This window comes from Bradyrhizobium sp. LTSPM299 (genome assembly GCF_000938235.1).
Taxonomy (GTDB): domain Bacteria; phylum Pseudomonadota; class Alphaproteobacteria; order Rhizobiales; family Xanthobacteraceae; genus Bradyrhizobium.
The window spans coordinates 286,940-299,602 of record NZ_JYMU01000085.1; the positions used below are offsets into that span (position 1 = coordinate 286,940).

The 12,663-nt window shown below is 56.6% G+C and carries 11 protein-coding genes and 1 pseudogene; 3 read left to right on the plus strand and 9 right to left on the minus strand.

Features of this window, described 5'->3' with window-relative positions; all coding sequences use genetic code 11:
* The first annotated feature begins 815 nt into the window (after window positions 1-815).
* A complete protein-coding gene (locus UP10_RS37075) occupies window positions 816-1,136 on the plus strand; it encodes a 2Fe-2S iron-sulfur cluster-binding protein (protein ID WP_044592081.1) in 321 nt (106 codons plus the stop codon).
* Window positions 1,137-1,355: 219 nt separating this feature from the next.
* On the opposite strand, the gene UP10_RS37080 is transcribed toward UP10_RS37075, so the two are convergent.
* The 3 genes and pseudogenes from UP10_RS37080 to UP10_RS37085 all read right to left on the minus strand — a co-directional run bounded on the left by UP10_RS37080 (window position 1,356) and on the right by UP10_RS37085 (window position 4,064).
* Window positions 1,356-2,492: a cytochrome P450 gene (locus UP10_RS37080; protein ID WP_245322148.1), complete on the minus strand. Its 1,137-nt coding sequence runs from the start codon at window positions 2,490-2,492 to the stop codon at window positions 1,356-1,358.
* Window positions 2,493-2,653: 161 nt separating this feature from the next.
* Window positions 2,654-2,758: pseudogene (locus UP10_RS46170) on the minus strand (carbon monoxide dehydrogenase); the annotation flags it as partial.
* A gap of 55 nt (window positions 2,759-2,813) precedes the next feature.
* Window positions 2,814-4,064, minus strand: a complete 1,251-nt coding sequence (locus tag UP10_RS37085) for an ABC transporter substrate-binding protein (RefSeq protein ID WP_082077475.1) — start codon at window positions 4,062-4,064, stop codon at window positions 2,814-2,816.
* Window positions 4,065-4,723: 659 nt separating this feature from the next.
* Between UP10_RS37085 and UP10_RS37090 the strand changes: the two genes are divergently transcribed.
* Window positions 4,724-5,689, plus strand: coding sequence for an SDR family NAD(P)-dependent oxidoreductase (locus UP10_RS37090; RefSeq protein ID WP_044592082.1), 966 nt, complete (start codon window positions 4,724-4,726; stop codon window positions 5,687-5,689).
* On the opposite strand, the gene UP10_RS43625 is transcribed toward UP10_RS37090, so the two are convergent.
* The 6 genes from UP10_RS43625 to UP10_RS37115 form a co-directional block, all read right to left on the minus strand.
* A complete protein-coding gene (locus tag UP10_RS43625) occupies window positions 5,647-5,874 on the minus strand; it encodes an SRPBCC domain-containing protein (RefSeq protein ID WP_082077500.1) in 228 nt (75 codons plus the stop codon). The genes UP10_RS37090 and UP10_RS43625 overlap by 43 nt on opposite strands.
* A gap of 63 nt (window positions 5,875-5,937) precedes the next feature.
* Window positions 5,938-6,732, minus strand: a complete 795-nt coding sequence (locus UP10_RS37095) for an FAD binding domain-containing protein (RefSeq protein ID WP_044592083.1) — start codon at window positions 6,730-6,732, stop codon at window positions 5,938-5,940.
* A gap of 12 nt (window positions 6,733-6,744) precedes the next feature.
* The gene (locus UP10_RS37100; protein WP_044592282.1) at window positions 6,745-7,251 is read right to left on the minus strand and encodes a (2Fe-2S)-binding protein; all 507 of its coding nucleotides are present in this window, start codon (window positions 7,249-7,251) and stop codon (window positions 6,745-6,747) included.
* 94 nt (window positions 7,252-7,345) lie between these two features.
* Window positions 7,346-9,043: an FAD-dependent oxidoreductase gene (locus tag UP10_RS37105; RefSeq protein WP_197086998.1), complete on the minus strand. Its 1,698-nt coding sequence runs from the start codon at window positions 9,041-9,043 to the stop codon at window positions 7,346-7,348.
* An 18-nt stretch (window positions 9,044-9,061) separates the two neighbouring features.
* The gene (locus UP10_RS37110) at window positions 9,062-10,081 is read right to left on the minus strand and encodes a cupin domain-containing protein (protein WP_044592084.1); all 1,020 of its coding nucleotides are present in this window, start codon (window positions 10,079-10,081) and stop codon (window positions 9,062-9,064) included.
* Window positions 10,078-10,908, minus strand: a complete 831-nt coding sequence (locus tag UP10_RS37115; RefSeq protein WP_245322150.1) for a fumarylacetoacetate hydrolase family protein — start codon at window positions 10,906-10,908, stop codon at window positions 10,078-10,080. Before UP10_RS37115 ends, UP10_RS37110 begins: the two co-directional genes overlap by 4 nt.
* A 702-nt stretch (window positions 10,909-11,610) precedes the next feature.
* On the opposite strand from UP10_RS37115, the gene UP10_RS37125 reads away from it, so the two are divergent.
* Window positions 11,611-12,606 (plus strand): Bug family tripartite tricarboxylate transporter substrate binding protein, encoded by a 996-nt coding sequence (locus UP10_RS37125; protein WP_156180639.1) that lies wholly within the window; start codon window positions 11,611-11,613, stop codon window positions 12,604-12,606.
* The last annotated feature ends 57 nt before the right edge of the window (window positions 12,607-12,663 follow it).

Here is a 12,663-nt window from a genome sequence, read left to right on the forward strand (position 1 = left end):
GATGGATCGGGAAGGAAGCCCCCTAAAATCCAGCCGCTGGACACTCTCTCTTCTAGTCGATGCGGTAACAGAGGTGCGACAATCGCGCACCGCGCATGGCATCTGGAAGTTCATATTTTGCCCGGTCGCAGCATCCACAAAGCGTTATCCCCCGTTCCATTTTGCGAATAATCTATCCACATTTTAGGGCAAGTCAACTTGCGGGTACTTTGCATCGCATGAGCAGATTTATGGATCGAAACCGCGAGGCTTCAAAATTGAAGGGGCAGATGGTCGTGCATATCGGCCAAATCTCATGCGACGAGAGGGGAACCTTGACCGACGACGACATTACCCCTCTTGACACAAGACGACACAAGCCTGTTTTGCTTCCCGACTAAAAGTACTGGACAAGGCAGCCAATTGGGGAGATTGTCATCGACAATTTGTTATTCGAGTAACTTATTCGCATTTGTTGACTTCACCCATGCGTCACTTTCAAAGACGTATCTTATCGAGGGGCGCCTTCCATCGAGTTGCGTCCGCGAGCCTCTTACTCGGACCAGGCGATCGAACTCAACCTGGGTGAGTCTTTTAAACGCATTGATCGAACGCGGAGGATGATCGTGGCAAACGCGCTAAGAGAATATGGGAATGACGATCTGACACTGGCCGTTGGTGCGTGGGGCCGATCTCTTTCTGCCTGGAGAGACCCTTCCTGGGGTCTTTCAAATGCGCACCCTCGATGACGCGCGCGACTTGCGCCAGGTGCTGAATTCCTCGTCGATCGTGCTCGTCTAACTATATAGCATTGTGCGAAAGAGAGCGGACGCGTCATGACTAAGATTATCTACGTCGACCCAAGAAACGCTGCTCAGACGGTTGACCTCGCGGATGGTACATCGCTAATGCAGGGCGCACTCGCGAGCGGAGTTGATGGAATCGTCGCCGAATGCGGAGGCAACGCGATGTGCGCCACTTGCCACGTTTATATCGAGCCGGAGCGTATGGCCGATCTTCCGTTGATGTCAGAAGAAGAGAATGCCTTACTCGAAGGCGTAGCGGCGCCACGGAAATCGAACAGCCGCTTGAGTTGCCAAGTAAAGGCACATGTGGGCTTGGAGGGGATGACGATTTATGTCGCTCCAGCACAATGACTGCAGCGGCAGCTGCTACGCATAATCAGAGAGGATAGCTATGTATCCTGAGCTAGGACTTTAAACCCCGCCGCAATTAACGCCGTAACCGCACAAACACAGAGATGGTTGGAAGGAGCTCGACTCATCACATGTCCCTTCTGACGATTCAGCGTTGCCATGAACTGCTTTAGAAACTTGATGGAGACTTTCGGTCAGGAACGTTCCGACCGCGCGGCTTCATTTTGCCTGTACCGAGACTGGAAGAGATGAGAAGACGCGCAAGGCAGTGGTCGGTCGCCACACTGGCTCGCCCGCCAATTCGATCGATTTGACCCGGCTCGCCAGAGCTTTCAGCAGTGCTTCGCCCTCCATCCTTGCCAGCATTTGACCAGCACAAGTGTGAATCCCTGTCCCGAAGGCAATATGCCCCGGCTTGCGTCTAATGTCGAAAGCGTCCGGCTCTTCCCATCGCGCTTCGTCGCGATTGGCAGACGCCATCAGCAGCATGACTTTCTCGTGCTTTGCGATCCTAACGCCTGCATAGTCCGTTTCGTCAGTTGTCGTCCTAAACTGTGCATGGCCTGGCGTCTGAAATCGAAGCACCTCGTCGAAGGCACTTCGCGCGAGCGAAGGATCTTCGGTTAGGACCGCCCATTGTTCTGGATGTCGGACAAAACAATTGATGGCCATGCCGATACTACTGATTGTTGTATCCAAGCCGGCCGACAAAAAGGATCTAACGAGGAGGGGAGCTTCTTCCGGCGTGATCTCTCCGGCGTCCGCTGCTTCGTAGATCTGCGCGCCAAAGCCGTCGGGTCGCAACGTATCTCGCCGGCACTTCGACTCGATCCACGGAAGTACGGTAGATGCGTGTGACATCGCCTCCCGGGAGTAGTCGTCTTCTGGACCAAAAATGGCGAACACCATTGCGCCATATGTGAGCAACATCTCATCGTTATCGCTGTCGATCCCGAGCGCCTGGGGGAATACCGATAGCGGAAAGACCTCTGCGAGGTCCCTTACGGCGTCAAATTTGCCACGCTCTATTAGTTTTTCGACCAAAGTTTCCGCCTCTCTTCGAAAGCCGTCTTGTAGCTTCCGCAAAGCGACCGGAGTCATGGTGCGAACCACCACCGCCCGTGTTCTCGTGTGGAGAGGGGGATCCGTTTCGAGCAATAAACTCGGCGTTCGCCAGGGCTTTTGCTTGAAATAGTTGGCAAGCCCCGTTCCGCCGGCACTACTAAACACCGCGGAGTTCGACAGAACTGCGTTGACATCGGAAAATCGAGATATTGCCCACACCCCATACTTCTCGAGACGGGCGATAGGACCGATTGTCCGCAATCGCCCATACTCTGGGTAGGGATCAATCATGGACTTCCTGCAAAACGGATCGAAGTCACTGATTAGACAACTCGAGTACTTGGCGCCGTCCACCATGTTTCCTCCAATAGCGAAGTGTTTTCTAAGTGACCATAGTCCTTTAAGTGAAGTCGTCCCGACCATGGAATGGCGCGACGTTGCCTCGAATGGGTCTCCGACAGCTTCACGGTCGCGCCACCCTTAGCGAGACCGGCCGCCCCGCCCTCGCGCGAGATCTTGTAACCGTCCGGCGGGTCGAGTTCATTGAGCGTCACCTGGCTTATCGATCAAGAAGCGACCAGCCCTCTTTCTTGATCAGAAGGCCCGGGAGCACTACGGACGCGGCGGGATGGTCATAAGATCAGTGACGAACTGCCAGCCTGTGCCGTCGAACTTGGCCATATGGGCCGAGCGCCAGGGAATTCGATCCTCGGGCGAAACATTGATCGTAACGCCAGTTAAGTTCAACGGGAGACGAAGGCCCTTGATGTTCGTCGCCTCCATCATGAGGTTTTCCCTAGTCAAGTTGTCGCCGCATCGCCTGAGCACCTCGGCGATGATCACCGCCGTCTGATAGCCTTGTGTAGAATCATTAAGCGAAAACTCTGGCACCCACTGCTTGATGAACGCACGGTATTCAACGACGTCGGGGTCATCACTCCACTTCGGATCGTCGACGTCTTTGCGCCAGAGAGCCGTCAATACTCCCTTAGAGGCCTCCACGCCAGCAGGCTGAAACACGGATGAAATCGACGCCGTCGATGTCAGAGTGATCACGGTAGGATGCCAAGCAAGCTCGTAGATCTTTCGGATCGCCTGTGCTGCAAATTTGGGGGTGACCGCCAGATATAGTAGATCCGCTCCAGCGGCCTTCAAGGAGACAATATACGAATCGACCGTTGGCGAGCTGATCTCGTAGGGCTCCGCCTTAACGATCATCTGATCGGCTCGTTCGCCGAACTCGCTCTTGAATGGATTGTAATAACCCTTCCCGTAGTCGTCATTCTGATACAATACGCCAATCCGTGCCTTCGGCATTTGATCCAGAATATAGCGTGCGTACATCCTCCCCTCGACATCCTGGCTTGAAAGAAACGTCGTCGTCCAGGGATACGCCTTAGGATCGTTCAGCTTGTCGGTACCTGTAGTTCCCAGGATCTGAGGCACCTTTTTGGAGTTCAGATATTTTGCAACCGAGACGTTAGCCAGTGTGCCAACCATGCCGACGATCGCAAGTACCTCGTCGTCCTCGACCAACTTTCTGGTCTGTTCAACAGTCTTGGGTGGAGAGTAGGCATCGTCAAGAGATATCAGGTTGATCTTCCTACCGTTGATGCCCCCCTGCGTCTCATTAAGCATCTTGAAGTAGGCCAACTCGACTTTGGCGTTAATACTGAATATTGAAGCTGGCCCGCTGTAAGGAGCGGTCTGACCAAGCTTGATCTCCTTGTCACTGACGCCAGGCCCATACTTTGGCTCTGCGCGAACCGTGCCAACCCCAAAAAGGGCAACCAACGCGGCGGTCGCCACCGTCCTTGTGAGGTAAGGCAACAGGCAACTAGACTTTACCGGTGAGTACGGCATTGCATTCTTCCTCCCGTCTTCAGTAGCGCTGCTTTCATCGCATTGAGTTTGCGAACATTCAAAGCGCTGGCTACCAAGCGTCACGGTCCACTGGGCCTCTAAAGGAACCCTATCGGCACCGCCCGCCGTTGCCGGATAGTATCGATTGGCCGTTTGCTATGCAAATAGTTTATTTGATATGCGATTTAGGGGATTCTTCCATGCTTACGACCGGGACAGGCAAGGCTTAGGCAAGCGATCTAGCGCCGAAGGCTTGAGAGGTGCTTGTGCGCCGCGAAGTCGACGCGCTGAAAGAGACTGGTTTGAGCGGCCACGCGCATCGCCAAGCATTTTTGGGTGCGGATACCACGAGTTGCCGCTGCGGAACATTCGTTTTCGGGTAGCGAGCGACGAACCGGTGTTCAGGCGTTGTCGGCCGCCGTCTTCCGCGGAACCGAAATGCGCTCTGCGGTCACAATGGTGGAGGCCAACTAGCAATCACATTCGAGTAAGTTATCTGCATTGTGCATTACCTCACGTTCTGTAATACTCCATCCATTCGGCTACGGACAATTTAGCGGTGCAAGGAAGATCAGAGCTTGCTTCATCCCACGATGATTGAACGGCCAGAACAACAGAGAGCTCTTTAAAGAGAGCCATAGACGGAGGAAATAGTCTCAATGAAAGATTTTGCCGAAAGGATAGCCGTAATAACCGGCGGCGGCTCAGGAATGGGCCGCGAGTTGGCGCGCCAGCTGGTCGTGGAAGGCTGTAATGTGGCGATTTGTGACGTCTCGACTGAAGCAATGAACGAAACGAAACGCCTATGTGAAGAGCAAAATCCGGCGCAAGTTCGCGTGACCACCCATTTCGCCGACGTGTCGGTCGAAGATCATTACAAGCGCTTTCGCGGGCAGCTCATCGAGCAGCATTCGACCGACAAGATCCACCTCCTGTTTAACAACGCCGGCATCGGGGGCGGTGGCAGTGTTGTGACCGACCCACGCGAAGAATGGGAGCGCACCTTTAATATTTGCTGGGGTGGGGTGTATCTGGGCGTGCGTACCTTCTTGCCGCTGTTAATCAAAGCTGACGAGGCGCGCATCGTCAACACATCAAGTATCAGTGGCTTTTGGGCAGCGATCCGCCCTAGCCAACCTCACACTGCTTACAGTGCCGCGAAGTTCGCGGTGAAGGGCTTTACCGAGGCACTGATCAATGATCTTCGCTTAAATGCGCCTCACGTCAAATGCGCCGTGGTCATGCCAGGTCATGTTGGGACCGCTGTGAACGCTAACACGCGCAAGGTACTGAGCGGAGCAGATTGCGACCAGCTCAGTGCCGACGAACTCACGAAAATGCGTCTGACATTAACGCGCACGGGGGTGGATCACGATGCCATGTCGGATCTGGATATCCAACGAATGATAGACGACCAAGACCGCGCTTTCCAAGATAACGCTCCCCTCACGGCCGCGGCGGCCGCAAAGATCATCCTCGACGGTGTCAAGTCGGATCGGTGGCGTATATTGGTCGGCCACCACGCCCATATAATCGACGAACTCGTTCGTCGAGCGCCGGAGCAAGCCTATACGCAGGAGTTCTACGACGATTGGATCGCCGCGCGGGCAATCATCCCGAAATAACGAGTTCTGGCGCCTTGAAGCCCAGATCCCATCTTAACGCCCACGGAAGCGGTGAATCCTCCGTCAAGCAGCGCTTCCAGCTCCTCGCATCCTGGAATCGAGTTCTTCAAGATCATTGGATCGTTGAGTGCCGACCATACTACGTCCCGAGATGCCGCAATGTTGCGCTCACCGGTTAAGTCCATGTCGCCGATCCTGTTGTCATGCTTCCTCTGATAACTTTTATTGTTCAATCGAATGCAATTTATTCAAGAGGCGTCTGCCACCGCGCGCCGCGTCATTACGTTCACCAAATGAGCGCGGTAAGCTGAGCTTCCGTGGTGGTCGTCATTCAGATCATCGGAGGGCGTCTCTATTCCGACAACGGCACCGGGAGACCAGTCCTGGCTTAGAGCAAGCTCCATCGCCCGGTGTCTGAAGACACCATTGTTGCTCGCCCCGGTGACGGCGACGCGCACGCCCGAGCCGGTCTTGGCGACGAACACGCCCACCATCGCGTATCGCGATGCCGGATGACGAAATTTCGCATAATTCGACTTTTCAGGAATGGGAAATTCGATAGCCTCGATTATTTCATCCGGCTCAAGAGCTGTGGTGAAGAGGCCATCGAAGAAGTCGTCGGCGCTGATTGTGCGGCGATCGGTCCTGATTGTTGCGTTCAGCGCGAGCACCGCGGATGGATAGCACGCCGTCGGATCGTTGTTCGCGAGCGATCCGCCAATTGTGCCACGATGGCGAACCTGACGGTCGCCGATCCAGGACGCGAGTCTGCTGATTCCCGGAATCCGCTCGCCGATGACCGCATGGGCTGCAACGGTCGCGTGCGTCGTCATCGCGCCAATGACGATGCGGTCCGACTGAAATGAAATGCCCGCGAGGCCCACCCCCGAGAGATCGATCACGTGCGATAGCCGGCTCAATCGCTGCTTCAGGACGGGAATAAACGTTTGTCCGCCGGCGAGAAGCTTGCTCTCCTCATGATCGCGCAACATCGCGACCGCTTCGGCAACACTATGCGGTGAGAGGAATTCGAAATCGTACATCGCGGCTTCTGCCTATGCACCAGCGGATTTGGGGGAAATCGCCCGATCGCTCGCCATCATCTTGGCCGCAGCAAGAATAGCCTTGACGATATTGTGGTAACCCGTGCAACGGCAAATGTTGCCCTCCAGACCGTGGCGGACGTCACTTTCACTGAGTTCTCCGGGGCTTCTTTGAATCAAGTCGACTCCGCTCATGATCATGCCCGGCGTACAAAACCCACATTGCAAACCGTGATGCTCCCTGAACATCGCCTGCAAGGGATGAAGCTCGCCACTGTCACCTGCGAGCCCTTCGATGGTCGTGACCGTGCGGCCGTTCGCCTGCCTTGCAAGCATCGTACAGGATTTGACGGAATCACCGTCGATGTGAACCACGCACGCGCCACATTGGCTGGTATCGCAACCCACATGCGTTCCGGTCAGTCCAAGCTTGTCACGGAGCAGCTCGACCAGAAGGGTTCGCCCTTCGACGTCGACTGAACGAAGTTCGCCGTTAACACGCAGTTGGATCGCTTCCATCATGATAGTCCCGGCCTGATGCGCCACTGCATCCGGATGGCGCGGCTCGTGTCACCTGCAGCCCGAACCCAGCGCCTTGTATATTGCGTGGTTGTTAGGGCGACTCAGCGATACCCGCGAGCGTGCCAATCGACGTTTCACCGGCTCGTTCCTGTAGGGGCGCATTTTTGCGAACCTGAGCGATGACCTCGCCGCGAACTCGATCGATGACGCCCAGAGGATTTGCCGGAACTTTGTCTGAGCGCCAGCACACAAAGCCGTCCGGCCGCACCAGCACCAACTTGCTGCCGTAACAGCTTTTGACTTCGGTAGGTTGCAATTCGACGACCTTGAGTGGAACGTTCCGCTGCTCCGCCGCCTGCACAAACGGTGACACATGCAATCTGGTATCAAACTTCAACAGCACAAACTCTCGCCCAAACAGATCCAGTGTAGAGCGATCGGATGACAGCCAAACATGTGGCGCGCGCGAGCCCGGACGCGCCGTCTGGGTATATGTCGTGACGGGATCGTCGGGAGCAGGCGTCCCATCCGGCCAGATAATCGGCGAGTCCTCATAGATGTACCCGAGATGAATGTGCAAGGTGAACCACTCTCGCTTCATCATTTCGGTGTAGGCATCGCCGAATTCTCTCCGAGCTGTGTCTCCGGCAGCACCCGTCGCGAATACCGTCGGCGACAGCTTGAGGCGAGGCGAGAGCATACGACGAAGGTTTTCGCTGGCCTCCTCAACATTTCGTAGCGCAACCGGCCGGCGCTCCGGCTCATAGGAGGCGAGCAGATGCTGCCCTCCCCAGCCCTCAATCATTGCCGCGAGTTTCCACCCGAGATCGACCGAATCCTGCATTCCGGTATTCATGCCAAACGCACCGGTTGGTGAATTCAGATGAGCGGCGTCGCCGGCAATGAAGACGCGGTTCGAGCCGTAGCTGTCCGCCACCAACTCCCGCCGGACCCACGGCACGATCGACAGGACCTCGAAGTCGAAGTCTTTGCCCATGGCGCGCACGATGAGCGCGCGGACATCGGCCTCCGAAAGCGTGCGCTTCGTCTCGTCGCCTACCACAGAGAACCTGAAGCGATCGAAGCCGTCGATCGCAACCAGCGTGCTCCAGGTCCCCTCCGGACCGATGAAGATGAAGCGGTAGCCCTTCTTCTTGTCGTGAAGCTGCCAGAAATTATTGCACTTGAAGATGACGTTGGTCGTGTAGGTGAGCGCCGGTTTGCCGGTCATTTCGATGCCGAGCGACTGACGAACGATACTGGCGCCGCCATCCGTTCCCACCAAATAATCAGACTCGACCGTCTCTTCTTGCCCGGCTGCGTTGCGTAACTTGGCGGTTACGCCATCCACCTTTTCGGTGAAGCTAAGTAATTCAGTGTGATACCGTAACGTCGCTTGCGGCAAGCCTTCGACCCATTTCTTGAGAATAGGATCGAACATATCCTGCGGACATCGCTCCCGTCTGACGGGGCTCTGCGCCGGCGGTTTCGCGTCTCGTGGTGCCGGAAAGGGTTCACGTCCGAACTCGTATCCGGTAAAACTTTCAAGCCAGACGTTGTCCTGTGGCTGGTCGGGATTGTAGGGGCAGTCGCGAACATGGTCGGCGATGCCCCAACGGCGACAGAACTCCATCGTCCGCGGCCCGATCAGATCCATCTTCGGCTGCGTGATGCTGCCGTCCGTACGTTCGATCAGCGTGCAGGAAATTCCACGCCACGCAAGATCGCCTGCAAGGGCAAGTCCGATCGGGCCGGCGCCGACGATTAGAATCGGAGTTCGGAAGGTCACGACAATCACTCCAACAGACTATTTCGACTTCGCCGCGACCCATTCCCAGTCCGCCCCCGCCTCGGACTTGACCTGCGCGCGGAGTAGATTGAGCTTAGACATCACCGGCTCGTCGCTGACGCGCAACAGCACCGCGCCGCCCTCCGAGCGGTGCGAATGCGGCCGCCAAGAGGGAGCCACGAAGACATCTCCGCGGTTCCACTCGATCGTTTGCTCGTCGATGTCGCTCTCGCCGGCGCCTTCGACCACGGCGTAGACGTTATTCACCGTCGTGCGAAGCGTCTGAGTCGAAATCCCCGGCGCGAGTTCCATCATGGCAAGCCCGATCGTCTCCATGGCAGGATCGCCAAGTGCGACCGACGTGGCATAGGCAGCCGTAGGCGTCTTGCTTGCGAGCGCCAGCCGCCTTTGCGTTTCCGTCCAGGGAAACCACATGGGTGAGCTCTGCACGCTGCCCTTGATCGGCTCATACGTATCAGGGTGCTGTTCGAGGAACATCGGTTCCAGGAGCTGAATCAAAGGGGCGTCGAGAAAATCGATCCAATAGGCGGCAGCCACTCCATCGTTGCCGTGCCCGTGCCAGCGCCAATTCGGCGTCAACAGCACGTCGCCCGGCAGCATCGGCAACTTCTCGCCGTCGACGACGGTGTAGGTGCCGGGTTCGGCATCGACGATCAGGCGCAAGGCATTCGGCGTGTGCCGGTGCGACCGCGCCTTTTCGCCAGGAAGGATCATCTGATAGGCCGCGATCAATGTACGTGCGGTGGCGTAAGTGTTGCCTTCCAGAGGGTTGGCCAGGATCAGATTGCGCCGCTCAGCGAGCTTGGTGTCGATCAGCCGGCCCGCGGCGTCGAGCGCGGCCTTGCCCTGCTCATAGGACCAGTGCGCGGGAAGAAACGTCTTGTGCGGAGCCGGCCACAGCGACGGCGTCGGCTTCGCCCAGCCCGCGCCGACCGATAACGGCGCGAGCATCTGGTAGAGAGTTTCGAGATCCGGCGCCTTGGAGAGACTTGCCGGTGAGGAGACCATCCTGTTCATTGTGCCTGCTCCTTTTTGATCGCGAGATTAGATCCACCCTCGCCTTGCACGACCGGGATTTCCATCCGACCTACGCGCTCGATCTCGATTTTGACGGTATCCCCGGCCCGGATCGGGCCGACGCCCGCCGGCGTGCCGGTCGCGATGATGTCCCCAGGCTCCAGCGTCAGGACCGATGCCGCAAGAGCGATCATGTTCGGAATGTCGACCAGCAGATCCCTGGTGTTGGCATCCTGCTTGAGTTGATCATTGACCCACAGCTTCATGCCGAGGTTGGAGGCATCACCCACCTCGTCCTTGGTGACGATTGCGGGGCCGATCGGCGTGAAGGTGTCATACGATTTCCGCATCACACGTTCCTCCTGGCCACGTACCGTACAATCGATCAGGCAGCAGTATCCAAAGACGTGATCCAGCGCGTCGGCGAGCGCGATGTGGCGCCCCCGCTTCCCGATGATCAGACCCAACTCGCACTCGTGATGGATCTCCCGCGACGGTACGTCCGGCAGAACAATTGGATCCCGCGGGCCGCTGATCGAGGAATTCGACTTCAGGAAGAAGCCATTAATATTAGCGCGGTTCTTCGAGTTCATCTCGTGACCGTGCGCAAGGTAGTTAACGGGGTAGGCCAGGAGCTTATGCGGCCAGACCAGCGGAGCCTCCAGGGCAACGCTGTCTACCGGCCTCCCCTCGCCCTTCAGAGCCTGCTCAAGCTTGGGGCGGAGCGACTCGTAATCCGCGATAAGTTGAATCATGCCGGTCGGCGGCCAGGCTTTCGGATCCGCCCCGACCGCATCCGTCGCGTCGTAAACCTTGCCGTCCCGCAATACACCGATACGGCCTCCGCCGAACCTAACAAGCTTCATGATTATCCTACTCTGAGGTTGTCTCGTAGCGCGCTGCGCTCGTGTCATCGGCGGAAGGCCTGGAAAGGACACTCGCCAACGGCCAGTCTTCTGCATGTCTGACGATACCGAAGCCGTCGGATCCGTATGCCACGGCCATCGTCATCGAGACCCAATCCAGGTCTAACAGCCGACTTAGGTAGGTCCGGAACATCGTTTGCAGGCTCCGTTGCTCCGCACAATTTGCGTGGTGAATATCCTATTTGCAATATCTGCCGACCAGCTCCGGTTGTCAAGTCGAGCCATCGGCTGGCTGACAGCGGTGAAACCATTGGAGCCCGCCAGGATAAGGCACTTCCACAGAAATTACGGTCGTGGTCCGGGGTCATTAAGACCTGCGTCACGGTTTCGTCCGAGCGCGGATAATCATTCACCACCCACGAAGGCTGCGCGATAGCGCCTTACGACCCTCTCCAACGGGCGCTGCCTTCGTCTCCGACTCCAGTCGCACGTAACCTGCTGCTTAACGGCTAAAGCGGCCCGCATTGCCCACGAGCACGCAAATTGACTTAATCCCGGCGCTATCGTATTTTCAAATAATCTATTTGCTTAGCAAATATAACTGACCTCGAAACGGTACGACGTAAAGTTTCCCGAAGAGGCACCAACAACCGGAGGAACGCAGTGAGTGCAAATCGATCCATCGTTAAAACAATTGCAACGACTGCGCTCCTAGCGGCATCACTCTCAAGCCAGGCTCAGGCACAGCCCGATGCTGAAGGCTATCCGCGTCGCAATGTCTCGATCACTGTACCGTACCAGCCAGGCGGTATAGCCGATTCGATTACAAGGAAAATCGGCGAAAAGCTTCATCAGCGGATGAACCGCGCTATGATCGTCGAAAATCGACCTGGGGCATCGGGATCAATTGGGTCGACCTTTGTCTACCGTGCGCAACCGGACGGGTACACTCTTCTAAGTTCACCCAGTTCCCCGATTATCGTCAATCAGTTCATTCAGAAGTCAATTGCATATGAGCCCGAAAAGCTTCGTTCAATCGCTCTCTTGGCGGTCGCCCCGCTCGTATTGACGGTGCGGGCTGATTTTCCCGCCCGGGACATGAAAGAGTTTGTCTCGTACGTAAATGCCAACGCGGAAAAAATCGGTTATGCCTCGAATGGCATCGGCGGAAACGCTCATATCGGTGCCCTCCTGCTCATGAAGGCTGCTGGCATAACCGGGCCTGTTCATATCCCCTATAACGGCGCGTCGCCAGCACTGCTGGCTGTGCTCTCGGGCGATGCTCAGTTTTATATCGACAGTATGTCTTCTGCTCTGCCGTTCGTTCGAGAGGGTAAAATGCGCATTTTGGCCGTCGGCTCCAAGGAGCGCTCTTCCTCCTTACCGGATGTCCCGACTTTCGAAGAGGCCGGCTACAAGGGTCTCGTCCTAACCACCTGGTTTGGTTTGTTCGCGCCGCCGAATACGACATCTGCAGTCGTGGAAAAGCTCAATCAGTCAGTAAATGAAGCGCTACAAGATCAAGATATCGTCAATCAATATGCTGAATTGGGCCTTCAGGTCGCAAGAATGACGCCAAATCAAATGGAAGCGACGGTCGCAGCCGACCGGGCTAGATGGCGAGCGGCAATTGAAGAGGCCAACATTCCTGGAAACTAGGTCTCACCCAAGTTTATCGATCGCGCGCCTTGCAAAAGCGAACCAACATACAACTGA

What these genes read in the sequence shown, in the direction of transcription:
- UP10_RS37075 (WP_044592081.1), top strand. Translation starts at nt 816, where the DNA reads ATGACTAAGATTATCTACGTCGACCCAAGAAACGCTGCTCAGACGGTT.
- UP10_RS37080 (WP_245322148.1), bottom strand. Translation starts at nt 2,492, where the DNA reads ATGATTGATCCCTACCCAGAGTATGGGCGATTGCGGACAATCGGTCCT.
- UP10_RS37085 (WP_082077475.1), bottom strand. Translation starts at nt 4,064, where the DNA reads ATGCCGTACTCACCGGTAAAGTCTAGTTGCCTGTTGCCTTACCTCACA.
- UP10_RS37090 (WP_044592082.1), top strand. Translation starts at nt 4,724, where the DNA reads ATGAAAGATTTTGCCGAAAGGATAGCCGTAATAACCGGCGGCGGCTCA.
- UP10_RS43625 (WP_082077500.1), bottom strand. Translation starts at nt 5,874, where the DNA reads ATGGACTTAACCGGTGAGCGCAACATTGCGGCATCTCGGGACGTAGTA.
- UP10_RS37095 (WP_044592083.1), bottom strand. Translation starts at nt 6,732, where the DNA reads ATGTACGATTTCGAATTCCTCTCACCGCATAGTGTTGCCGAAGCGGTC.
- UP10_RS37100 (WP_044592282.1), bottom strand. Translation starts at nt 7,251, where the DNA reads ATGGAAGCGATCCAACTGCGTGTTAACGGCGAACTTCGTTCAGTCGAC.
- UP10_RS37110 (WP_044592084.1), bottom strand. Translation starts at nt 10,081, where the DNA reads ATGAACAGGATGGTCTCCTCACCGGCAAGTCTCTCCAAGGCGCCGGAT.